The 22,468-nt window shown below is 59.9% G+C and carries 19 protein-coding genes; 10 read left to right on the forward strand and 9 right to left on the reverse strand.

Going from position 1 to position 22,468, the window contains the following annotated elements; translation table 11 throughout:
• Nucleotides 1-6 precede the first annotated feature (6 nt).
• The 4 genes from GBCGDNIH1_RS23330 (at nt 7) to GBCGDNIH1_RS23345 (ending at nt 2,858) form a co-directional block, all read left to right on the forward strand.
• Entirely contained in the window at nt 7-537 is a 531-nt protein-coding gene (locus tag GBCGDNIH1_RS23330; protein WP_011632865.1) for an urease accessory protein UreE, read from the forward strand.
• A complete protein-coding gene (locus GBCGDNIH1_RS23335; protein WP_408874655.1) occupies nt 470-1,240 on the forward strand; it encodes an urease accessory protein UreF in 771 nt (256 codons plus the stop codon). The genes GBCGDNIH1_RS23330 and GBCGDNIH1_RS23335 overlap by 68 nt, the downstream gene beginning before the upstream one ends.
• Nucleotides 1,237-1,887 carry an urease accessory protein UreG gene (ureG, locus tag GBCGDNIH1_RS23340; protein WP_011632867.1) on the forward strand — a complete coding sequence of 217 codons (651 nt, stop codon included), beginning with the start codon at nt 1,237-1,239 and terminating at the stop codon, nt 1,885-1,887. Before GBCGDNIH1_RS23335 ends, ureG begins: the two co-directional genes overlap by 4 nt.
• Nucleotides 1,888-1,976: 89 nt before the next feature.
• Nucleotides 1,977-2,858 (forward strand): AraC family transcriptional regulator, encoded by an 882-nt coding sequence (locus GBCGDNIH1_RS23345; protein ID WP_011632868.1) that lies wholly within the window; start codon nt 1,977-1,979, stop codon nt 2,856-2,858.
• Nucleotides 2,859-2,885: 27 nt separating this feature from the next.
• Here the strand turns inward: GBCGDNIH1_RS23345 and GBCGDNIH1_RS23350 are convergent, their stop codons facing one another.
• Nucleotides 2,886-4,175, reverse strand: coding sequence for a DNA recombination protein RmuC (locus tag GBCGDNIH1_RS23350; protein WP_011632869.1), 1,290 nt, complete (start codon nt 4,173-4,175; stop codon nt 2,886-2,888).
• A gap of 51 nt (nt 4,176-4,226) precedes the next feature.
• Between GBCGDNIH1_RS23350 and GBCGDNIH1_RS23355 the strand changes: the two genes are divergently transcribed.
• Nucleotides 4,227-5,459, forward strand: a complete 1,233-nt coding sequence (locus tag GBCGDNIH1_RS23355; RefSeq protein WP_011632870.1) for an MFS transporter — start codon at nt 4,227-4,229, stop codon at nt 5,457-5,459.
• A 34-nt stretch (nt 5,460-5,493) separates the two neighbouring features.
• Here GBCGDNIH1_RS23355 and GBCGDNIH1_RS23360 read toward each other — a convergent pair whose 3' ends face one another.
• The 4 genes from GBCGDNIH1_RS23360 to GBCGDNIH1_RS23375 all read right to left on the reverse strand — a co-directional run bounded on the left by GBCGDNIH1_RS23360 (nt 5,494) and on the right by GBCGDNIH1_RS23375 (nt 13,140).
• On the reverse strand, nt 5,494-7,080 hold the full coding sequence (locus GBCGDNIH1_RS23360; RefSeq protein WP_043453160.1) for an APC family permease: 1,587 nt from the start codon (nt 7,078-7,080) through the stop codon (nt 5,494-5,496).
• A gap of 148 nt (nt 7,081-7,228) precedes the next feature.
• Nucleotides 7,229-9,328, reverse strand: coding sequence for a glycogen debranching protein GlgX (gene glgX / locus GBCGDNIH1_RS23365; protein WP_011632872.1), 2,100 nt, complete (start codon nt 9,326-9,328; stop codon nt 7,229-7,231).
• Between the two features lie 151 nt (nt 9,329-9,479).
• Nucleotides 9,480-11,552, reverse strand: coding sequence for a lysylphosphatidylglycerol synthase domain-containing protein (locus GBCGDNIH1_RS23370; RefSeq protein ID WP_025287474.1), 2,073 nt, complete (start codon nt 11,550-11,552; stop codon nt 9,480-9,482).
• Nucleotides 11,524-13,140, reverse strand: coding sequence for a lysine--tRNA ligase (locus GBCGDNIH1_RS23375; RefSeq protein ID WP_011632874.1), 1,617 nt, complete (start codon nt 13,138-13,140; stop codon nt 11,524-11,526). The genes GBCGDNIH1_RS23370 and GBCGDNIH1_RS23375 overlap by 29 nt, the downstream gene beginning before the upstream one ends.
• Before the next feature lie 149 nt (nt 13,141-13,289).
• On the opposite strand from GBCGDNIH1_RS23375, the gene GBCGDNIH1_RS23380 reads away from it, so the two are divergent.
• From GBCGDNIH1_RS23380 to GBCGDNIH1_RS23390, 3 genes are all read left to right on the forward strand, one after another.
• On the forward strand, nt 13,290-16,196 hold the full coding sequence (locus tag GBCGDNIH1_RS23380) for an ATP-dependent DNA helicase (protein ID WP_011632875.1): 2,907 nt from the start codon (nt 13,290-13,292) through the stop codon (nt 16,194-16,196).
• 46 nt (nt 16,197-16,242) lie between these two features.
• A complete protein-coding gene (locus tag GBCGDNIH1_RS23385) occupies nt 16,243-16,662 on the forward strand; it encodes a tellurite resistance TerB family protein (protein ID WP_011632876.1) in 420 nt (139 codons plus the stop codon).
• 101 nt (nt 16,663-16,763) lie between these two features.
• Nucleotides 16,764-17,294, forward strand: a complete 531-nt coding sequence (locus GBCGDNIH1_RS23390; protein ID WP_157692034.1) for a hypothetical protein — start codon at nt 16,764-16,766, stop codon at nt 17,292-17,294.
• 122 nt (nt 17,295-17,416) lie between these two features.
• Here GBCGDNIH1_RS23390 and GBCGDNIH1_RS23395 read toward each other — a convergent pair whose 3' ends face one another.
• The 3 genes from GBCGDNIH1_RS23395 to groES form a co-directional block, all read right to left on the reverse strand.
• On the reverse strand, nt 17,417-17,620 hold the full coding sequence (locus GBCGDNIH1_RS23395; protein ID WP_011632878.1) for a cold-shock protein: 204 nt from the start codon (nt 17,618-17,620) through the stop codon (nt 17,417-17,419).
• A gap of 332 nt (nt 17,621-17,952) precedes the next feature.
• Nucleotides 17,953-19,587, reverse strand: a complete 1,635-nt coding sequence (groL, locus tag GBCGDNIH1_RS23400) for a chaperonin GroEL (RefSeq protein ID WP_011632880.1) — start codon at nt 19,585-19,587, stop codon at nt 17,953-17,955.
• Nucleotides 19,588-19,671: 84 nt separating this feature from the next.
• Nucleotides 19,672-19,962, reverse strand: coding sequence for a co-chaperone GroES (gene groES / locus GBCGDNIH1_RS23405; RefSeq protein WP_025287479.1), 291 nt, complete (start codon nt 19,960-19,962; stop codon nt 19,672-19,674).
• Between the two features lie 288 nt (nt 19,963-20,250).
• Here groES and GBCGDNIH1_RS23410 point away from each other — a divergent pair, with 288 nt between their 5' ends.
• Nucleotides 20,251-20,511 (forward strand): usg protein, encoded by a 261-nt coding sequence (locus GBCGDNIH1_RS23410; protein ID WP_011632882.1) that lies wholly within the window; start codon nt 20,251-20,253, stop codon nt 20,509-20,511.
• Here GBCGDNIH1_RS23410 and GBCGDNIH1_RS23415 read toward each other — a convergent pair.
• Nucleotides 20,462-21,223 carry a TVP38/TMEM64 family protein gene (locus tag GBCGDNIH1_RS23415; RefSeq protein WP_232449654.1) on the reverse strand — a complete coding sequence of 254 codons (762 nt, stop codon included), beginning with the start codon at nt 21,221-21,223 and terminating at the stop codon, nt 20,462-20,464. The two genes, GBCGDNIH1_RS23410 and GBCGDNIH1_RS23415, sit on opposite strands and share 50 nt — an antisense overlap.
• Nucleotides 21,224-21,333: 110 nt before the next feature.
• On the opposite strand from GBCGDNIH1_RS23415, the gene GBCGDNIH1_RS23420 reads away from it, so the two are divergent.
• On the forward strand, nt 21,334-22,458 hold the full coding sequence (locus tag GBCGDNIH1_RS23420) for a COX15/CtaA family protein (RefSeq protein ID WP_011632884.1): 1,125 nt from the start codon (nt 21,334-21,336) through the stop codon (nt 22,456-22,458).
• Nucleotides 22,459-22,468 lie beyond the last annotated feature (10 nt).

Below are 22,468 nucleotides of genomic sequence, written 5' to 3' on the forward strand. Positions count from 1 at the left end.
TCCATAATGACCGAAATCGTGCCTGTCGCCCGTCACCTCCGCCGCAGCGGCGAATGGAATGCCTCCCACGCCGATGACAGCGTAAGACTGGATTATGATGACCGGCATCGCCGCCGCAGGCTCTACACCACCGAACAAGGCCGCCGGATTCTGCTCGATCTGATCGAAGCAACCGTCCTGCGGGATGGTGACGCTATCCAGGTCGAGGATGGCACATTGATCGCGGTGAGGGCCGCACCGGAACCTCTGATCGAGATCACCGCGCATGGTCCGGACGAATTGTCACGGCTGGCCTGGCATCTCGGTAACCGTCATCTTCCAGCCCAGATCAGCGAGAACCGGATTCTGATCCGTGATGATCATGTGATTGTCGCCATGCTGCGTGGACTGGGTGCACATGTGCGTTCCGTGACCATGCCATTCGATCCCGAAGGCGGGGCCTATGGCGAGCATAACCGGCATCACGCGCATGCCCATGGTCACCCACATGATCATGAACACGATCACGATCACGGTCATACTCACACGCATGATTGACGACTTTGCCCCCACCTCCTCCACTGGCGATGCCGCGCTGTACCGGCTGCTGAGCTGGCTGTCTCCAGCCTATCCGGTCGGGGCCTATACTTACAGCCATGGACTTGAAACCGCCGTGGAGGATGGTCTGGTGCATCATCGGCAGAGCCTCGCCGATTATGTCGCCACCGTGCTGCATGACGGGGCGGCAGCGATTGATGGTCCGTTACTCGCCGCTTCATGGCGGGCAGCGCAGGCAGAAGATCATGCACGGCTCGATGAACTTGCTGTTCTGGGGGCTGCATGGCGCAGCAGCGCGGAAACCGCACTGGAAACATCCGCACAGGGGCGGGCCTTTTGCGATGTAACGCAGGCGGCATGGCCCGATTCACGCTTTGCCGCTTTCTGCGCCCGTCATGATGAAAGCATCGTCCATCCCGTCGCCTTCGGAGTTGCCAGTTGCTGGCAGGGGATTCCGCTGCGGGCCGCTTTGTTCGGGTATCTGTCCGCCTTTGCCGCCAATCTGGTCTCTGCCGGTGTCAGGCTGATTCCGCTGGGCCAAACGGACGGGCAGCGGGCACAGGCCGCGTTGCTGGATGATCTTCAGCGCGCCACCGATCACGGGCTGAACACAGCACTGGAAGACGCAGGCTCGGCCGTACCGATGCTCGATCTGTTCTCCATCCGTCACGAAACACAATATACGAGGCTGTTCCGATCATGACCGCCCATTCTCCTTCCGACCGCTTCGCGCATGGCCCGTTCCGGGTGGGGATCGGCGGCCCGGTTGGCTCCGGTAAGACTGCACTCACAGACCGTCTTTGCAAAACCTTGCGTGATTCCTACAATATTGCTGTCATCACCAATGATATCTACACACGGGAAGACGCGGAATTTCTGACACGGTCCGGTGCCCTCGCGCCTGAACGGATCGTAGGTGTGGAGACAGGCGGCTGCCCGCACACCGCCATTCGTGAAGATGCCTCCATCAACCTCGCCGCGGTGCGTGATCTGAGCCAGCGTTTCCCCGGCCTCGATATCCTGTTCATCGAGAGCGGCGGCGATAATCTTGCGGCCACTTTCTCACCCGAACTGGCTGATCTCACGCTGTATGTCATCGACGTCTCGGCCGGCGATAAAATCCCCCGCAAAGGTGGCCCCGGCATCACGCGATCCGATCTGCTGGTCATCAACAAGATCGATCTCGCCCCTCTGGTGGGGGCCGATCTGGGTGTCATGGACCGCGATGCTCGCAAGATGCGTGGAACGCGCCCGTTCCTGTTCACCAATCTGAAAGATCAGCAGGGTGTGCAGGAAATCGCTGATTTCATCCTGCAAAGTGGTGGGTTTGTTACTCCGGATACCATCTGATTCGAGGTGATCTTCTCCAAAACCGCAAGATCGGTCGCGCGCGCCATGACTGTGCGCGTCCAGAATGGTGCCTTCACGGGGGAGCAGCCATGAAGGTACCACTTCAACACTATCATAGCCGTATGCAGAGAGTGCTCGATTACATTGACCACCATCTCGACGATGAGCTGAGCGTCGAAATACTGAGCAATATAGCGGCTTTTTCAAAATATCATTTTCACCGGCAATTCACAGCGCTGTTTGGCCTGTCCGTTCACAATTATATTCAGCTCAGTCGCTTGAAGCGGGCTTCTTTCCGACTGGCCTATCGCAATGCCGAGCGGATTACCAATATTGCGCTGGATGCCGGTTACGATGCACCGGATGCCTTCGTCAGAGCCTTCCGGAAACAGTTCGGACAATCCCCTTCCACCTTCAGGACAGATCCGGACTGGCAACAATTGCTGGAAACATTTGAACCACTCGACCAGGCCAGAAGCAGATGCATACAGCTACGTTTCACAATAGAAGATATCACCATCCGTGAAACGGACCCGATACCGGTTGCCATCATGACGCATCGCGGCAATCCGGCGACGATTGGAGCAACGATTCAACGTTTCATCGCATGGCGCAAGGCAACCGGGCTGACACCACGAATCAGCCCGACTTTCAACATCTTTCACTCCGACCCACACACAACATCACCAGAGGAATACTGGCTTGATCTGTGCGTCGGCACCAATAGAAGAAGGGAAGCAAACGGCGAAAACATTGAGCAAGGCATCATCCCCGGTGGACGGTGCGCCGTCCTGCGCATCACGGGGCAGAGCGACAATCTGGAACAGGCTGCCGCTTATCTTTATCGTGTATGGTTACCGATCAGCAATGAAACACCGGGAGATTTTCCGCTGTACTGTCAGCGTATCACCCTGTTCCCCGATGTCGCGGAGCATCAGGCCGTCACCGACTTGTTCCTGCCACTCCAATAAATCAGCGCCGCACAATGGGGTCAGCCGTTAAAACAGCCCCTCCTCAGCCTCTTCTGTTCCGGCTTCTCCCGTAGCAAGCAGACGCTCAGCTTCCTCCGGTTCCCTCCCCTCGACACCGCGCAAGGTGCGGGCGACGGCCCGCGTGCGGACACGGGCACTTTCAATCGTGTTGCTGAAGGTACCAGCCTGTTTGGCCAGACGCTCCAGCACCTTATCCATGCGCTCCATCTCGGTTTTGGTTGCACCCAGCAACGTTCTGATCTGATCGGCCTTCTGTTCCAGCGCCAGCGTGACATGGCCGAGATGGATGGTGCGCAGCAAAGCCGGAAACACACTCGGCCCGAGCACCAGCACACGATGCAGGCGTCCCACCTCGTCGATCAGGCCGGGAACACGAGCGATTTCCGCATACAGCGCATCCGTCGGCACATACAGCACGGCAAATTCCACCGTACGTGGCGGCAGCACATATTTCGTCGCGATCTTGCGCGCCTCATCCTTGATGCGACGAGTCAAACCGGCCACTGCCATTCGCTCTGCCTCTACATCTCCTGCCTCCGAGGCGGCAAGCAGGCGTTCGTAATCCTCCACCGGGAATTTGGCATCGATCGGCAGGTAAACCGGTCGATCCCCTTTCATCGGCATGATGACAGCGAATTCCACCACCTCATCACTATCATCACGCAGGCGTTTATTGGTTTCATAACTGCCGGGCGGAAGGACATCGTCCAGCATGGCGCGCACCTGCGCCTCCCCCCAGCCGCCACGGGTCTTCACATTGCTGAACAGGCGCTTGATGTCGCCGATCTGCGCCGTGACTGCCTGCACATCGCTCATCGCCTTTTGGACTGCGGTGAACTGGTCAATGACGCGGGCGAAACTCTCCGTCATCTGCTTTTCAACAGCCGCATGAAGCTGCTCGTTCACCGCCGTGCGGATTTCCGCCAATCTGGCCTCGCTGCTTTCACGCAGCCGGTCCAGCCCCTCTCTCAGCGCCGTGTGCAGATCACCGATGGCGCGGCCCTGCGCATCCCGCAACGCCCCCAGAGACCCGGTGACATCCTGGCGCAGCGCGCCGGTCGCGGTGCCAACCTCCGAGAAAATACGCCCCATGGCTTCCGTGTTCGCCTCACGCAATGCCGCCGACAAGGCGCGTTCCATATCCAGCAGATGCCGACGCATCGCTTCCGTCTCATCACGGCCCCGCGCATCGGACTGCTCCATCGCCGCCGCCAGACGTGACGGCAGGGACAGAAGGATCCACACAACCGCCAGCAAGGCCAGAGCGGATAAAGCCAGTGCCAGCATATCCATCATCCGTGCTTAATCCTTTGAAGAGCGCTGCCCATACGATATTGGACTGGTCTCATGTCCAAAGATTCGCACTCTCCGCAGTTTGCGACAAGCAGCAGCCAGCATCCCCCTTCCGAAACGCCTGATGGCGTATCCCCCTGGATCCAATGGGTTCTGTCCGTCTGTGTCGCGTGCACAGTCGGGGCAATCTATTACAATCAACCGATGCTCGGGGCGATCAGCGTGCAATTCCCCGGTCATCCGGTGGCCATCGGAATGATTCCGACCGCAACCCAGCTCGGCTATGCGCTGGGTTTACTGTTGCTGGTCCCGCTGGGCGATATGCTGCCCCGGCGCGGTCTGATCCTGATCCAGACACTCGCAGCTGCGCTGGCCCTGATCCTGGCCGGAATGGTACAAAGTGCCGCAGGGCTTGCGGCTGTTTCCGTACTGGTCGGATTGGGTGCTTCGGTTACTCAACAGATTGTGCCGCTGGCGGCCGCGCTGGCTGCCCCCTCTCGCCGCGGCGCCGCCGTAGGAATGGTGATGAGCGGATTGTTCTGCGGCATTCTGCTCAGCCGTACCCTGTCCGGCTGGGTCACCGATATGGTCGGCTGGCGCGCTGCTTTCGGGGCCGGAGCCGTGCTGGATCTTCTGGCGGCTGTCGCTCTGGCGATTATGCTGCCTTCTCTGCCACCGGTCACGCGCACCCGCTATGGCGCACTGCTGCTGTCGCTCGGTACGTTATGGCGGCAGGAACCGGTACTGCGACACGCAACCTTTATCCAGATCGGACAGTTCGCTGCATTCAGTATATTCTGGTCCATTCTGGCATTGCGACTGGAACAACCTCCTTTTGAACTGGGAGCGGGCGCAGCCGGATTGTTCGGTATCCTCGGCATTGCCGGTATTCTGATCGCCCCTGTGACCGGACGCCTGGCCGATCGGCGAGGACCGGAGCTGATGATCGGGCTGGGCCTGATTCTGGTACTGGCAAGCTGGGGCGTATTCTGCGCCGTGCCAGGCATCGCCGGACTTGCCGCCGGCGTCGTGCTGCTGGATCTGGGCGTGCAGGCAACCCAGATCTCCAATCAGCATCGTATTTATGCACTCCGCCCGGATGCACGTGCGCGTATCAACACGATCTATATGGGCCTGATGTTTCTGGGTGGGGCAGCCGGATCAATGCTGGCCAGTCTCGTATGGCATCAAGGGGGCTGGACGCCGCTGTGCCTGCTGGGGGCTACCGTCACTGTGCTTGCAATAAGCGTGCATGTAACGGCAACCAGACAGCAAAGCCGACCATAAACGTTCCGGTAGCCCGCAGCGCCGCCCTTATTCCTTATTGGGCGGCATGTTCCTTCGCGGCGACCTCAAGAGCATCGGTGCGCCAGCCGCTGCGCACCCCCCAATGGCTGAAGACCAGCGAAATCGCCGCCACGATCGCCATATCCCACCCATAGGGCAGATAATCATGCCCTCCGAACTTGTCACTCCCTGCCCATGACAAAGCCGCCATAACCGGCAGATACAGAATGAACCATCGTGCGGCCCTCACATCATCTCTGGCCCCGGTCCAACCGTTTTTGGTCTGGTAATAGAAATAAATCGGCAGGGCTGCGACCAGCAACACGATAATATAGCCGGTCAGCGGCCAGCGCGCCCAGTACAGTAGCAGGGAAGCACACATAAAAGCGAAGTGGCCGATCACATTAATTCCCGGCACACGCACTGGCCGTTTCATGTCGGACGCTGTACGGCGCAAACTCATCGCACAGATCGGAATCATGACATAGCTGATGACTGTTGCCACAGAGATCGCTGCTGCCAACTCTCCCCAACCACGAAAGAAATACAGGAAGATAAAGGAAACACCGAGGTTAAACCACAATGCTCCCCGAGGAATCCCGTAGATGGGATGCACGGCACCCAGCACATCCGGTGCCGTACCATTGCGCTGCATGCCATGAACCATACGCGTGGTACTGGCCATATAGGTGATGCCGGTACCGCTCGGGCTGACAAATGCATCCAGATATAAAAGAAGCGCCAGCCAGTTCAGATTAAGGGCCAGCGCCAGCTGCGCAAACGGTGAGTTGAACGTTACATGCGCCCATCCGTCTACGATTCTGGCCGGATCGACAACACCCAGATAGGCAACCTGAAGCAGTACATAAATTGCCCCCGCCAGCAGCACGGAACCGACCACTGCAAAGGGGACACTGCGCGCCGGATTACGGGCTTCTCCTACCAGATTCAAAGGGCTTTGAAATCCGTTGAAGGCGAAGATGATGCCTGATGTGGCAATGGCGGTCAGCACGCCCGCCAGCCCATAAGGCAGCATACCGTCCGCTGAAGTGGCACCGCTCACATTGCCGGGATGAAACGAGGATGCCATCAACGCCCCCGCCGTTACAGCCGGAATGATGATCTTGAACACGGTAATGACTGAATTGCTACGCGCGAACAACTTCACGCCCCAGTAATTCAGCAGAAAATAAACGACAACCAACCCTGCTGCCAGCAGCTGCGCAAATCCGCTCAGCTCCCCGTTCACCATCAGATGCTGTGCCCATGGATAGGGCCATGAACTCATATATTGAACCGAGGCTTCGGCCTCGATAGGAATCACGCTGACGATGGAAATCCAGTTGGCCCAGGCGGTAAAAAATCCAAGCAGGGAACCGTGGCTGTACCGTGCATACCGCACCATACCGCCGGATTCAGGCATCATCGTACCAAGCTCCGCCCCCAGCAGGGCGAAAAGCAGCACGATTCCCATTCCCATCAACCAGGCAAAAATGGCTCCCGGCCCTGCCAGATTGGCGGCCCTCGCGGCCCCGAACAACCAACCCGAGCCGATAATGGAGCCAAGGCCGGTAAACATCAGTGCCCAGGGACCAACATCCCGTTTTAACTGCCCGGCCATCAGCGTATAACAGCTTTCAAGGGACGTTCCTTTTTTTCTTTTTAAAAGGTCCAGCAACTTCAATCATCATCGGATGAATGGTGGTTACATCAGCACATTCCGTCTCTGCTGTAAGCCTCAATTTTCTTATCAGGCTCTTAAATAATCATCAGGGTTGGAGCGCGAACAGAACCACTGATCGCGCTGTGACAGCATAAACCTGTCCAATCCGATAGGCACGGGTTTTGGCACCTTCCGGCTGACTGGTATCGAATGTCAGTTCCCATCGCCGTGCCCCGGCACAAGGTGGTAAATGAAAGGGTACCTCCTCATGATGGGCGTTGTAAATCACCAGCAGCGTGGTGTCCGTTCCGGCCCGTCTGACACCACTGGCCTGTGCTCGCCCGTCCATGAGCATGCCGAAACACCGTGTGCCGTTTTCCCAATCGGCAGGTTCCATCGTGTCGCCACTGGCAGCGATCCAGGTGACATCCTGAACACCGAGTTCCTCATCATAGGCACCCGTCAGAAAACGTCCGCGTCGCAGGATGGGGAACCGCTCCCGCAAGGAAATCAGCGTCCGCACAAAGGCTATCAGGGTATGACCATCCGCATCGATGTCCCAGTCGACCCATGAAATCTCGTTATCCTGACAATAGGCATTGTTATTGCCTTGCTGCGTGCGTCCGAACTCGTCGCCCGCCAGCAGCATCGGCGTTCCCTTCGCAAGGAACAGCGTCGCCATAAGATTCCTCTTCTGCCGCTCCCGCAATGCACAGAGCGCCGGATCGTCGCTCGGCCCTTCCACTCCACAATTCCAGGAGCGGTTATGAGAATGGCCGTCCTTGTTATCCTCGCCATTCGCCTCATTATGCTTGTCGTTGTAGGTGACGACATCTTGCATGGTGAACCCGTCATGGGCAGTGACGAAATTCACACTCGCCCATGGCTTGCGGCCACGACGGTTATAAATATCGGCCGAAGCGCATAGCCGCGCAGCCATGGCGGAGGCTGTTTCCTCCCCTTTCCAGAAACCGCGTACCGTATCGCGAAACCGGTCGTTCCACTCGGCCCAGCCGGGCGGAAAACCACCGACCTGGTAGCCGCCCGGCCCCAGATCCCACGGCTCCGCCACCAGTTTCACGCGGGAGAGAACAGGATCCTGCCGGCAGCTGTCCAGAAAGCCGCCTCCTTCATCGAATCCATATGCTTCACGGGCAAGAATAGTTGCGAGGTCGAAGCGGAAACCATCAACATGCATTTCCTCCACCCAATAGCGAAGGCTGTCAGTCACCATCTGCAACACCCGGGGATGAGACAGATTCAGCGTGTTTCCGGTGCCGGTATCGTTGATATAATAACGTGGATCAGGGGCCAGCCGGTAATAGCTGGCATTGTCAATACCGCGGAAAGAAAGGGTCGGGCCCCGCTCATTTCCTTCGGCGGTGTGGTTATAGACAACATCCAGAATCACTTCGAGACCGGCATCATGCAGATGCGCAACCATCTCCTTGAACTCCGCCACTGCACCGGTGGCGGAATAACGCGGATGGGGTGCGAAAAAGCTGATCGTGTTGTAGCCCCAGTAATTGGAAAGGTTCTGTTCGATCAGGAAACGATCATTTATGAAGTAATGAACCGGCAGAAACTCGATGGAGGTCACACCGAGCGATCTGATATGCTTCACCACTTCCTTCACCGACATACCGGCGAACGTGCCTCGCAAAGGCTCCGGCACCATGGGATGACGCATGGTGTAGCCGCGCAGGTGGGTTTCGTAGAAAACCGTTTTTTCCCATGGCACGCTGGGGGGATGATCTCTCCCCCAGGTGAAAGCGGAATCGATCACCCGGCATTTCGGCATGAATCGTGCGCTATCACGCGTATCAAATGAAAGATCTTCCTTCTCATCGCCGATGATATAGCCGTGGCAGGCATCATCCCAGTGCAGATCGCCCACCATCGCCTTGGCATAAGGATCAAGCAGCAGTTTGTGTGGATTGAACCGGTGCCCGACCTCCGGCGCATAGGGACCGTGTACACGATAGGCATAGACCTGCCCGGGCCGGGCATCCGGCAAATAGCCGTGCCAGACCTCATCGGTATATTCTGGCAATTCAATCCGCTGTAACTCCCGCATGCCCGAAGAATCGAACAGACAGAGCTCGACTTTTGTCGCATTGGCGGAAAACAGCGCGAAATTAACGCCCAGCCCATCCCAGGTTGCTCCCAGTGGATAGGGCAGACCCTCACTGATGCGCGTTCTCATGATTGCAATCAGACCTCGACGATGGGGTTCGGCAACAGGGAAGCTATGCTGCCCCAGTTAGGGGGCTTCAGAACAGGGTCATCCAGCCTTTGATCATGCCGGAAGGGGATATGGGTGGGGAGAAAATACCGATACAACCGCGAAACACAGCTTATTCTGCCAGCAGGGAAGGCCTCATCAGCCCGGACAAAGCCGGCAGAATCGTTTGCAGATCACGCTCGGCCCTGCACACCAGATAGAGACCCTCCAGCCTTCCCTGCCCGCCGGAGAGCGGCAACCCGTCCTTATCCAGTGGCACAGCCTGAAGCCCCAGATCAGCATAAAGCTGAAGATAGGTCTCCCCGACACCCCATAAAGCAGTCTCCCGCCCTTCCTGACTCGCCAGATCACGGAGATGCCACACGGCAGAGACACGGTCTGCCTCTGGCCCTGTGGGGTCACCCAGACCGAGAAGAAGCGATCCGACGCGACAGAACGGAATCCCCGCATGCGCTGCCTCCCCCAGAACGACACCATCAGCCTTGGGAATGCTGAGCCCGTTCATACGGGCGCAACGCATCCGCCATTCGGGCGTCCATGGTTGAAAGGTCACATGCGCCGGACGAATCAGTCCCCATATGGCCGCAAGCCCTGCGAGTACCGCCCCGGCCACACTGGCACGGATCGCATTGGGCACATCCGCCGACAGGACAACGCTCCACCAGGATGCCCCTGCCAGTCCGCTCACATGCCGCTCGAACCCTGCCAGCATCAGCAGGCAAATCACCAGGGCAAAAAGCGGTACCACCGTTTCGGCCTGCATCCGGTCACGGAGAGAACGGGCCTGGCGGTAAAACGCCTCCCTGAAGGGAGCCAGCAGCAGCCCGGTCAGAATCAGGACAGCTGAAACCCACAGCCCTTCCCCCCGCACCAGCGAGACCGCAGCCCCGCTGAGCAGCAGCAGAATGGTCATTCCCCACGCCAGACGCACACGCTGCGCCAGACCAACCGCCATGACCAGCAGACCGGTTCCGAGCAGGGAAGGGAAAAACATCTCTGCCTCCCTCGCTGCATCGAACGCATCAATACCGAGCCAGGACAGATCAGGATTGGGATCGACGAAATTGAGGCCAAGCAACAGGGAACCACTCAGAGCCACAGCCCCGGTTGCAGCCCCGACAGCCAGATCAGGCGCGCTCCAGCGTGATGGAGCCGGCAATGCGTCCTGTTCCTGATCCGCTGGCGGAATGGATTTACGGCCGCGCAGCAGAATCTCGTTCCCTGCAAACAAAGCGCCGGATACGAAAAGCGGGATGATGTAATAATACAGACGGAAAACCAGAATCGCACTGACGATCTGCGGCGGGGGCAGCCAGCCTGACAACCCGATCAGAATGGCGCTGTCGAATACGCCCAGTCCTCCTGGAAGATTGGCCGCCAGCCCGGCTGTGTAGGATGACAGATAGACACCGAGAAAACGCAGATAGGTCAGCCCCTCCGCTTCCGGCAGCAACGCATAGAAAATAGCCGCTGTCACTGCCACATCCGCCGTTGCAAGCAGAACCTGTAACACCGCCATCCGTGCGCCCGGCAGTGATATCTCATGGCCGAACATCCGGAAGGTACCGAACATGCGCGCCAGAGTCACATAGCCTGCGACTACAGCCCACATGACCACACCAAGCAGATGCATCCCCCATCCCGGCAGCCACTGGCCGAAGAACGGAACGGATTCCGGCTCCCACAGCAGGATCGCCCCGCCCAGCACCATGCCGCCCAACCCGAAGGTCAGGCTGCAAAAGGCGATGACCTTTCCAATCTGGACCGGTGTCAGGCCCCAGTGCGCATACAGCCTATATCGCACAGCAGCGCCGGAAACCGCCGCAAACCCCAGATTATGCGCCAGTGAATAGGCACAGAAAGACGCCAGAGAGACCTTCCAGTAGCTGACCCGCCGTCCGGCATAAATCGTGCCGAGCCTGTCGTACAAAGTCAGCACGGCATAGGAAACCACCGTATATCCGGCGGAGATCCACAGCACGCGATTGGGGATTTCCTCCAATGCGCGTTTGATGTCATCCACCTTCAGATGGCGGAATTCCCTCTGCACCACATAGATCGCACCGATCAGCAGCAGAATCCCCAGAAAAGCGGGGGCCCGCCGCAGGATCCGCTTGCCGCGAACCAGCAGCCTCAGCTGGCGGATCCGCTTTGCGTCAAGCCGTGGGAGTGTTTTGGCGCGCAAGGGCGGCCTCGATCAGAGAAGCGGTTTCAGCAACGCCGTAGACGGCAACAAAGTTACCGAAGCGCGGCCCCTCCACCTGGCCCAACAGCACCTGATAAAGACAGCCGAACCAGGCGCGTAATTCTGCGAATTCATGTCTCTTGCCGACCTCGAACACTGCATTCTGCAGGACGGTTTCGGACGCATCCGGTTCCATAGCCCGCAACACATCGCGCAGATCAACCAGGGCAGCCCGCTCGGTCTCTGTCGGGTCGCGATAGTTTTTCTGCGGCAGCACGAAATCACGGTAATACATCACCGCATGATCGGCCAGCCGCGCCAGAAACGGCTGGTTCTCCGGCGTGGCACCGGGGCAGTAGCGGCGGATGAAGCCCCACAGAATATCGGCATTCTCCGCATTCACCACACTGGCCAGATTGAGCAACATCGCGAAACTGAGCGGACTGCGCTGGTCCGGCACCTGCCGTCCGGCAATATGCCAGGAGGGATTGGTCTTCAGCGCGGCCTCATCCTGAGTCGCGGCTTTATCGGCATGGGCGAGATATTCATCGGCAGCACGCGGGATCACGTCGAAATACAGGCGCTTGGCCCGCTGCGGCGCGTTATACATGTATTGTGCCAGACTTTCCGGCGGGGCATAGCGCAGCCATTCCTCGACGGACAGGCCATTGCCCTTCGACTTGCTGATCTTCTGACCATGCTCGTCCAGAAACAGCTCGTAGGTCAGCGTCACCGGCGGCTGGCCACCGAGAATGGAGCAGATGCGGGAGGATAGCCGCACACTGTCGATCAAATCCTTGCCCGACATTTCATAATCGACACCCAGCGCATACCAGCGCATCGCCCAGTCGGCCTTCCACTGCAACTTGGCGGCACCACCGGTGACCGGCGTCTCGAAACGTTTGCCATTCTCGTCCCGCCAGACGATCGTTCCAGCCTCCACATCACGATGCTCGATCGGCACCTGCATCACGATACCGGTTTCCGGATGAAGCGGCAGGAAGGGGGAGTAGGTCGCCCGACGCTCCGGCCCCAGCGTCGGCAGGATGACAGCGGTCACCTCATCATACACTTCCAGCAACCGGCGAAGGGCCACATCAAACCGGCCCGACCGATAATACTCGGTGGAGGACGCGAATTCATAGGAAAAGCCGAACCCATCCAGAAAGCTGCGCAGCCGGGCATTGTTATGAGCACCGAAACTGTCATGGGTGCCAAACGGATCCGGCACGCTGGTCAACGGACGGCCGATGAACTCGGCCAGCATCTCCTTGTTCGGGACGTTATCCGGCACCTTGCGCAGCCCGTCCATATCATCGCTGAAAGCCAGCAGGCGGGATGGCAGGCCGGTCAGCTCCGTAAAGGCATTCCTCACCCAGGAGGTGCGCGCGACTTCCCCGAACGTGCCAATATGCGGCAGGCCGGATGGGCCATAGCCGGTCTCGAACAGCGCCTCCTTTTTTCCGGTTGCAGCCAGACGCGCGGAAACGCGCTGCGCTTCCTCAAAAGGCCATGCCTTGGGAACCTCCGGCACAGGGCCGGAAGAGGAGGGATCAGAAGGAGAAGAAGCGGATAAAGACGTCACCATGCGGCGCAAGCTAGAAACGGCAGGCCGTCCGGTCAATCGGAGCCGTGAACATGGCTCCGCTGATCGGCAGGAAATGCTGCCTGATCACTCAGCGACACGATGCGCAGATACGCTCTGGCGGCCAGCCTGCTTAGCCCTATAAAGGGCTGATGCAGTCCCGGCCCCCCAGCATCATCCGGCAGGAATCTTCTTCACAGGCAGGGTATGCCGCCCTTGTCGCCGGATACGGACAGGCAGCACTCATTGATCCGGATGGCGTGCTGCATCAGACCAGCAGCGCCAGAGCCGCCGCCATGCTGCGCACACTGCCGCCTGTGCTGGTTATTCATGCGCCCGCCACACTGAACCGGCTTGCTCTGCATGGCCATGCCGTGCCGTGCCTTGATTTGCTGGAACTGTTTGCTTTCGTGCTGCCCGGCAAGACCGCCTCTCCTACCCCGCGCGGGCTGGCGCTGGCGCTTGATCTGCCACCGCCGGGACCTGGCCTGGAGGAACAGGTCACCAGCCTGTCCCGACTGGCGTCCAATCTGCTGAACCGGTTGCAAGCCGGACGCATGACACCCTTGAACCGCGATGCTGCGGCTCTCGCTGCACGGATGGGACAAAGCGGCTGGGCATGGGCGCCTTATGTCATGCAGGCGCTGGGACAGCCCGATGCCGCCGCACAGGCCAATGCGCTGAGAATCTGGAACCGGCTGCCGGAATGGGAAGACCTGCCACCCCCACCGCCCCCATCCTCCCACCCGGTCAGCGATGCCGAGGCAAGGAGCCGCCTGCGCAGCATTCTCGGCACTGATGCGGAGCAACGACCGGGACAGGCGGATTATGCGGGTGCCGCCAGCGCCGCCTTTGCGCCGAGACAAAGCCGGGGCGATCCTCATCTGGTGCTGGCCGAGGCAGGCACCGGCACCGGCAAAACGCTGGGCTATATCGCCCCTGCCAGTCTGTGGGCCGAGCGTAACCACGGGTCCGTCTGGATCAGCACCTATACCCGCCATCTGCAACGGCAGATCGAAGGTGAGTTGGCCCGGCTATTTCCAGATCCCGTCATCAGGCGGCAGAAAACCGTGTTGCGCAAAGGACGGGAGAACTATCTCTGCCTGCTGAATTTCGAGGACGCCGTGGCCAGCGTGGCAGGGCTGGCGCATACCCGCACCATTCCGCTCGCGCTGCTGGCACGCTGGGCACTGGTGACGGAAGATGGTGATCTGCAAGGCGGCGATCTTCCCGGCTGGCTGCCGGAACTGTTTGGTGGCGGGTTGCTGCCGGCACTGGCGGACCGGCGCGGCGAATGTATTCACGCCGGATGCGGCCACTGGAAGAAATGCTTTGTGGAACACAGCATCCGGCGGGCACGCGGGGCCGATCTGGTGGTGGCCAATCACGCGCTGGTCATGGCGCAGGCAGTGTGGGGTGGGCTGGACGACACGACAGTTCCCACGCGCTATGTTTTTGACGAGGGCCACCATGTCTTCGATGCCGCCGATGGTGCGTTTTCGGCCATCCTGTCAGGGATGGAGACGGCAGAACTCCGTCGCTGGCTGCGCGGAGCGGAAGGCGGCCGTTCCCGCGCCCGCGGTCTGCGCCGCAGGCTGGAGGAACTGGTGGCCGATGATCCCGACCTTCAGGCCCCGCTGGAAGCAGCCCTGACCGCCGCCACCGCTCTGCCCCCGCAAGGCTGGCAGATGCGTCTGGCCGAAGCGGCCCAGGATGCACAGGAACACCCGGATTCTTCACCCGGCAATATCCTGCTGCCCGATCTCGGCGGGATTGAGGCCGGACGGCAAAATCCGGCGGAGGCTCTGCTGCATCTGCTGCGGCGTCAGGCTCTGGCACGGTCAAACGACAAAACCGAGCTGCCCCGCACCGCCATTGAAGCCGATCTGCATCCGGTTCTGCCCGAACTCCCTGACGCTGCTGCTGTGCTGGATCGGGCGCTGGACCGTATCCTCCAACCGCTGAAAACCCTCCGCCAGCGTCTGGCCGACCGGCTGGAAAGCGAGTCCGACACGCTCGATCAGCCAACCCGCAGCCGGATTGAGGCCACCTGCCGCTCTCTGGGACGCCGGGCCATCGACCCGCTTTCAGCGTGGCGTACCATGTTGCTGGCAATCCAGTCACCGCCACCGGAAGCAGGGCTCCGGCCGGAGCATGTGCATTTCATCCGCCTGCAACGCGGCGATACGGGAGACCGGGATGTCGGATTGCACCGGCATTGGCTGGACCCGACCATTCCTTTTACCGCCACGCTGGCTTCGCCCGCGCATGGATTGCTGATCACCTCAGCCACATTGCGCGACGGCGGCATGGAGGATCAGGCCGCCGCCTGGGAAGCGGCCGAAGCACAAGTCGGCGCGCCGCATCTGCCCTCCCCCGCTATCCGTGCCGCTCTGGCCAGCCCGTTCGACTATGCGACACAGACGCGCGCCTTCATCATCACCGATGTAGGGTACGAACTTGCGGCACTCGCCGCTGCCTATCGCACCCTGTTTCTGGCGGCCGGCGGCGGAGGATTAGGGCTGTTTACCGCTATCACCCGGCTGCGCGCCGTTCATGCACGGATTGCACCCACCCTGGAAGCGGAGGGAATACAAGTCCTTGCCCAGCATGTGGATGCCATGGACAACACCACGCTGGTGGATGTCTTTCGTACCGAAATCGATTCCTGTCTGCTCGGCACCGATGCCATGCGTGACGGGGTCGATGTGCCGGGTCGCGCCCTGCGGCTTGTTGCGTTCGAACGCGTGCCTTGGCCGCGTCCGGACATTCTGCATCGGGAACGCCGTATTCATCTTTCCGGCGGCATGCCGTCAGCTTATGACGAGCGCATCACACGCATGAGATTGCGGCAGGCTTTCGGGCGGCTTGTGCGCAGCGCTTCCGACAGGGGAGTATTCATACTGCTGGACCGCCGGACGCCCAGCCGCCTTCTCTCCGCCTTTCCCCCCGGCGTCACAGTCAGACGGGTCGGGCTGGCGGAAGCCGCCGCAGAAACAGCCGATTTTCTGAGAACCGAACACAAAAACGTGATGCGTGCCGAGCCATTCGGAATGTGATGCGTTTCCGCTTGCACCTCTTGCCAGTATCAGCGAGTTTTTTCCTATGTTGACCCGTGAAACACTGACCCCCCAGGAAGCCCTTGTGTGTACGATGGTGCTGGTGGCGGCTGCCGATGGCGGTATCACCGACCGCGAAATCGGCACGATGGCCGGCCTGGTCCAGTTTCTGCCGGTTTTTCAAGGTTTCACGGCTCAGGAACTGGCCAGCGCGAGCGACGCCACGGTCAATCTGCTGCGGGATGAAAACGGGCTGGCCCATGCCTCCCGTCTGATTCGCAACGCCTTGCCGAACCGGCTGCGCGAAACCGCCTATGCTCTTGCCTGCGAAGTCATCGCCGCCAGCAGCGAAGCCCAGCAACCTTCATTGCGTATGCTGGAGATGGTGGCTCACGAACTGCATCTGGACCCGCTTGTCATCACCGCCATCGAACGCTGCACCCGCGCGCGCCACCAGCGGGTCTGATTCTTTACCCTGCCGGAGCCAGCCCGGTCAGAACCTGACGGAACATGTGCCGTCAGGGAGCGTTCGCCTTCCATGACACCAAAACCATGGGAGATGACGGAATGAGCCACGATCACAGCAAGCAAAGCCCGGATTTTCAGCCCTCCGTAACCCTGATACAAGCCCATTTCGACAGCGATGAAGCCGTGCAGGCTGCCATTGATCGTGTGATGCAGGCCGGAATCGACCGTGGCGCCATTTCCCTGACCAATCGGGCCAATGCCCAGGCCGGTCCCGATGGCAGTGTCGATGCACCCACCACGGAAACAGATCATCGCCAGTTACGCACGCTCGGAGCAGGAGTGGCAGCGGCGGCAGGCGCTATGGCTGCTGCCGGGGCTGTGGTAGCGACAGGCGGGGCAGCCTTGCCGGTGGTAGGGGCGGCGCTGGCAGGTGGTGCCATTGCAGGAGGTGCTGCGGAAGGCATCGGGCAGGCGGCCAGCCATGCCGGACACGAAAAACGTGAAACAGCCGCAGAGGCCAATGCGCTGATCCTCTCAGTCTCCGTGCAGGATACGAACCAGCAATATCGTGCCGAACGGGCCTTGTCAGAGGCAGGGGGAACCTCGATCAACCGGGTCGAGAAGGGCTGACCCGTCCTTATCCATGTCTGAACATAAAAAAACCGGTCGCTCCATCAGGAACGACCGGTTTTTATGATCTTATGATCAGACCAACCCGATGCGGTAAAGCATCAGGCTGGATGAGCAATCAATCAGGCCACGCGAAGGTTGGTGGCAGCGGCCTTGCCGCGTTCCATCGCAACTTCGTATGTCACCTTCTGACCTTCGTCCAGGCCACGCAGACCAGCCGCCTGAACAGCGGTGATATGCACGAATACATCCTTACCGCCATCCTGCGGCATGATGAATCCGAAGCCCTTTGTGGCGTTGAACCACTTAACTGTACCCGTAGCCATAGCGCGTCACTTCTCCGTCGTTAACACCACACACATTGTGCGGTGATCGACAACCGAGCCTTTTGTATTACTTGAAGGCTCCCCCCGGTGGGGCACCGGTGCATATGTTCCGAAAAACACTCTCACCGGGAACGGACGCGCAGCAAGGCAAGCAAAAGTACGATTGACAGTTTGCAGTGGGACAGAAAGCTCCGCAGATGTCAATTGCGGATCAATGACAAGCCGCCTTGATGATCGACCAAAAACAGGCTTCTGCTTTGGCGATTCAACACGGCTTAAAGAAAAAGGGCGGCCACCAGGGCCGCCCTTCAACCGTCCGATGAACGGATGGATCAGAAATCCATATCGCCCATGCCGCCCGGAGGCGCACCGGCCGGAGCTTTCTTTTCCGGCTTCTCGGCAATCATCGCCTCGGTGGTGATCAGCAGGGCTGCGACGGAAGCCGCATCCTGCAGAGCCGTACGGACGACCTTCGCCGGGTCGATGATACCGGCCGACACCAGATCCTTGAACTCGCCGGTCTGGGCATCGAAGCCGAAATTATAAGTGCCGTTTTCCAGAACCTTGCCGGCGATCACCGCACCGTCTTCACCCGCATTCTCGGAGATCTGACGCAGCGGTGACTGCAGGGCACGGCGGATAATTTCAATACCGACCTTCTGGTCGCCATTGTCATAGCCGAGATCGGCCAGCTTCAGGGAAGCACGGGCCAGAGCCACGCCACCACCCGGAACGATGCCTTCCTCGACCGCGGCACGGGTCGCATGCAGGGCATCATCGACGCGGTCCTTGCGCTCCTTCACCTCGACCTCGGTGGAGCCGCCGACGCGGATAACCGCAACGCCGCCTGCCAGCTTCGCCAGACGTTCCTGCAGCTTTTCACGGTCGTAGTCAGAGGTGGTTTCCTCCGCCTGCGCACGGATCTGGCTGCAACGGCCCTTGATGTCGTCGGGAGAACCGGCGCCTTCGACGATCGTGGTGTTTTCCTTCTCGATCAGCACGCGCTTCGCGGTGCCGAGCTGCTGAAGGGTGACGGTTTCCAGCTTGATGCCCAGATCTTCGCTGATCACCGTACCACCGGTCAGGATCGCGATATCTTCCAGCATCGCCTTGCGACGATCACCGAAGCCCGGAGCCTTCACGGCCGCGATCTTCAGACCACCACGCAGCTTGTTCACGACCAGGGTGGCCAGGGCTTCGCCCTCGACATCCTCGGCGATGATCAGCAGCGGACGGCCGGACTGCACGACGCTTTCCAGCAGCGGCAGCAGCGGCTGCAACTGGGCCAGCTTCTTTTCGTGGATCAGAATATAGGGGTTATCCAGCTCCGCGATCATCTTCTCCGGATTCGTGATGAAATACGGAGAGACATAGCCACGGTCGAACTGCATGCCTTCGACGACGTCCAGCTCGGTCTGGATGCCCTTGGCTTCCTCAACCGTGATGACGCCTTCATTGCCGACCTTCTGCATCGCCTCGGAGATCATACGGCCGATCTCGCTTTCGCCATTGGCGGAGATGGTGCCGACCTGAGCGGTCTCGGAGGGATTGGTGATCTTGCGGCTGTTGGCCTTCAGATCCTCGATCACCACGGCGACGGCCTTGTCGATGCCGCGCTTCAGGTCCATCGGGTTCAGGCCAGCGGCCACGGCCTTGGCGCCTTCACGCACGATCGCCTGGGTCAGGACGGTCGCGGTGGTGGTGCCGTCACCGGCCTTGTCATTGGTCTTCGAGGCCACTTCGCGCACCATCTGGGCGCCCATGTTCTCGAACTTGTCGGCCAGCTCGATTTCCTTGGCGACGCTCACGCCGTCCTTGGTGATGCGGGGTGCGCCGAAGCTCTTGTCGATGACCACGTTACGGCCTTTCGGACCAAGGGTCACCTTCACCGCATCGGCCAGAATGTCCACGCCACGCAGCATGCGCTGACGGGCGTCGCCACCGAATTTTACGTCTTTGGCTGCCATTGTCGTTTCTCTCGATTACAGTCTGTGGGGAGGAAAACAGGACTTCATTCAGAACAAAGGCGCAGGCTTTTGCCGTGCGCAGCCTTATCCGATGATGCCCATAATGTCGCTTTCCTTCATGATCAGCAGCTCTTCGCCGTCGATCTTCACTTCCGTGCCGGACCACTTGCCGAACAGCACGCGATCGCCAGCCTTGACATCGAGCGGCTGAATCTGGCCCTGCTCGTTACGTGCGCCGGCGCCGACGGCGACGATTTCGCCTTCCATCGGCTTTTCCTTGGCGGTGTCAGGAATGATGATGCCGCCAGAGGTTTTTTCCTCAGCGTTCAGGCGACGGACCACGACGCGGTCGTGCAGGGGACGGAAACTTGCCATCGGAAAACGCTCCATAAAACTCGTGCGCCTCTGTCCGGCGCTTGATGGGCTCGTTTGTTAGCACTCCCATGCGGGGAGTGCCAGCCATGTATGGCAGCTCATTTCATTTTTCAAGCAATTCGGTGTTCGGATCCTGTGAATTTTTGGCAGCCACAGCGCATCGCGAGTGCTAATTTATTGATAAGAAACATTTTTCTTGAAATCAGCCAAACCGCGATGTCACGCTTCTGAAACGGGCTGCGGTCAGACGGGCGCAGGCCCGGTTTTTTACCGTCAGGAGGCACCCTTATGAATCTTGGCCGTCAGTTGCAGGACTATCGTCTGACCACCGCTGAAATTCTCTATCACCTGCCCGATCATCCCGCCCTGTTGCAGAGCTATATCTGGCAGGAGCTGGACATGGCCCCCCGCTTTCCCGAACTTCATAAATTCCTGGATTTCTGGAGTCGTGAGCTTGAGGGCAAACTCCATTCGGTGCGCGTGACAGCTGCCGGTCTGATTACACCCGGCGAGATTCGTCATCCGGCGCTGGTGGCCACTCTGCACTGACGCTGTCATCCGGCTGTATCGCCTCCCGTCCCAGCCGGGTACGGCGATACAGCCAGAACCCAAGCATCGTGGACATGCAGAACAGAACGATCGCCAGCGCCAACTGGACGCCATGACCGATTCGGGTGCCCCCGCCCAGCAGCACGAACACCAGCGTTTGCGGGATAAATCCGACGATACTGGCCGCCACAAAAGGGATGGGGCGGATATCCAGCACGCCGGCCAGAATATTGAGCAGCAGATTACTGCCAACCGGCAGCAGACGCAGGGTCAGGGTGGCGCTGAAGGGATGCACGGCCAGAAGCCGGCTGAGCCTGACCAGACGGCCGCCCTGGTCCCGTCTTGCCAGAAAACGCCGCATCCAGGCGCGCGCCAGCAGCCGTGCCCAGAGAAAATCGACAACGCAACCCAGCGCGGTGGCCGACAAGGCCAGTCCAAATCCTTCTGCCGCCCCGAAACTGTATCCACCTGCAAAGGCCACCACCTGACGCGGCATTCCGACTGCACAGGACAGGGCAGCCAGCAGCAGATAGGACATCCCGCCACCCGTGCTGCGCAGCCTTTCAACCGACAGCCCGTGCATGATCAGCCCGGCCCCAACCAGACCGGCAATCAGCAAGAGCAGCTTGCCGACGCTTTTCCACAAAGAAGGGGCGACACGCAGCGATACGGACGGAGCAGCCTCGGGAGGCTCGGTTGTGACCATGGCCATCCCGGTTAGCGTCATGACCGGGCAGCATCAAGCCATACAGGTGACCCATACTGTTGCCATCGCCATGCCTGCTGTTCGCCCGCTGCTGAAACCGTTATAGAGCAGGCATCATGTCAGATCATATCCGTGCCGCATCCTCCCCATCCCGCCATGGCAGCGAACATGGGTGGCAGCATGCCGTGACCCCGCAGCAGCGTAACCGCATTCTGGTTGCAACATGGATGTTCACGCTCTGCTTCATGATTCTGGTCATGGTCATGCTCGGAGGGGCAACACGGCTGACCGGTTCCGGCCTGTCCATCATGGAATGGGCACCGCTGATGGGCACGCTGCCACCGACCTCCCAGACTGAATGGGAGCGGCTATACGCGCTGTATCAGAAGATCCCGCAATACGCGCTGGTCAATCATGGCTTCGGGCTGGACGGGTTCAAGCATATTTTCTGGCTGGAATGGACGCATCGGCTGTGGGGACGCCTGATCGGGCTGGTTCTGTTGCTGCCGCTGATCTTTCTGGCGGTGACGCGCCGGATCGAGCGCAGCCTGATCCCCCGCCTGATCCTGATTTTCGTGCTGGGCGGGCTGCAGGGTGCAGTCGGCTGGTTCATGGTCGCCTCCGGTTTTTTTCCGGACAGCACGGCAGTTTCGCCCTATCGCCTTGTGGTTCATCTTTCCTTTGCCCTACTGCTTTACAGCGCCCTGCTCTGGACTGCGCTCTCGGTCCTGAATCCTGAGCCGCGCCCACTCCCCGGCACGGTGGGACTACGCCGGATGAGCGCGGTCACGCTGGGGCTGGTCTGTATCACCATCATTGCCGGCGGGTTCGTCGCCGGTATTCATGCCGGGCTGGATTACAATACCTTCCCGCTGATGGATGGACGCCTGGTCCCGGAAGGTTACGGCGAAGGCCACCGTGCCATGTTCGAAAACATTCCCACCGTCCAATTCGATCACCGCCTGCTGGCCACATTGACGGCCCTGACCGCGTTGCTTACCGGGCTGATCGGATTCCGCAGAGGCGGCAATGCCCGACGTGCCGTTTTACCGCTGATGGTCGCCGTGATCTTGCAATATGCGCTTGGCATCGCCACGCTTCTGAGTGTCGTCGCCGTTCCAGTGGCCGTGGTCCATCAGGGCATGGCTGTCCTGCTGCTGACGGCCGCGATCGTCACCCTGCATAGTCTGCGTGGTGCCGGCCGCACCGCTTCCATCAATGCCCCGGCCTCTTCTCACTAGCCGGGCAGGA

It is taken from the genome of Granulibacter bethesdensis CGDNIH1, assembly GCF_000014285.2.
GTDB lineage: Bacteria > Pseudomonadota > Alphaproteobacteria > Acetobacterales > Acetobacteraceae > Granulibacter > Granulibacter bethesdensis.

Bases quoted from the DNA above. Each gene is read 5' to 3' on its own strand.
- GBCGDNIH1_RS23350 (WP_011632869.1), bottom strand. From the start codon at position 4,175: ATGATGGATATGCTGGCACTGGCTTTATCCGCTCTGGCCTTGCTGGCG.
- groES (WP_025287479.1), bottom strand. From the start codon at position 19,962: ATGGCAAGTTTCCGTCCCCTGCACGACCGCGTCGTGGTCCGTCGCCTG.
- GBCGDNIH1_RS23330 (WP_011632865.1), top strand. From the start codon at position 7: ATGACCGAAATCGTGCCTGTCGCCCGTCACCTCCGCCGCAGCGGCGAA.
- GBCGDNIH1_RS23335 (WP_408874655.1), top strand. From the start codon at position 470: ATGCCCATGGTCACCCACATGATCATGAACACGATCACGATCACGGTC.
- groL (WP_011632880.1), bottom strand. From the start codon at position 19,587: ATGGCAGCCAAAGACGTAAAATTCGGTGGCGACGCCCGTCAGCGCATG.
- GBCGDNIH1_RS23410 (WP_011632882.1), top strand. From the start codon at position 20,251: ATGAATCTTGGCCGTCAGTTGCAGGACTATCGTCTGACCACCGCTGAA.
- GBCGDNIH1_RS23390 (WP_157692034.1), top strand. From the start codon at position 16,764: ATGAGCCACGATCACAGCAAGCAAAGCCCGGATTTTCAGCCCTCCGTA.
- GBCGDNIH1_RS23360 (WP_043453160.1), bottom strand. From the start codon at position 7,080: ATGGCCGGGCAGTTAAAACGGGATGTTGGTCCCTGGGCACTGATGTTT.
- glgX (WP_011632872.1), bottom strand. From the start codon at position 9,328: ATGAGAACGCGCATCAGTGAGGGTCTGCCCTATCCACTGGGAGCAACC.
- GBCGDNIH1_RS23420 (WP_011632884.1), top strand. From the start codon at position 21,334: ATGTCAGATCATATCCGTGCCGCATCCTCCCCATCCCGCCATGGCAGC.
- GBCGDNIH1_RS23355 (WP_011632870.1), top strand. From the start codon at position 4,227: ATGTCCAAAGATTCGCACTCTCCGCAGTTTGCGACAAGCAGCAGCCAG.
- GBCGDNIH1_RS23345 (WP_011632868.1), top strand. From the start codon at position 1,977: ATGAAGGTACCACTTCAACACTATCATAGCCGTATGCAGAGAGTGCTC.
- GBCGDNIH1_RS23380 (WP_011632875.1), top strand. From the start codon at position 13,290: ATGCAGTCCCGGCCCCCCAGCATCATCCGGCAGGAATCTTCTTCACAG.
- GBCGDNIH1_RS23395 (WP_011632878.1), bottom strand. From the start codon at position 17,620: ATGGCTACGGGTACAGTTAAGTGGTTCAACGCCACAAAGGGCTTCGGA.
- GBCGDNIH1_RS23375 (WP_011632874.1), bottom strand. From the start codon at position 13,140: ATGGTGACGTCTTTATCCGCTTCTTCTCCTTCTGATCCCTCCTCTTCC.
- GBCGDNIH1_RS23385 (WP_011632876.1), top strand. From the start codon at position 16,243: ATGTTGACCCGTGAAACACTGACCCCCCAGGAAGCCCTTGTGTGTACG.
- GBCGDNIH1_RS23415 (WP_232449654.1), bottom strand. From the start codon at position 21,223: ATGGCCATGGTCACAACCGAGCCTCCCGAGGCTGCTCCGTCCGTATCG.
- ureG (WP_011632867.1), top strand. From the start codon at position 1,237: ATGACCGCCCATTCTCCTTCCGACCGCTTCGCGCATGGCCCGTTCCGG.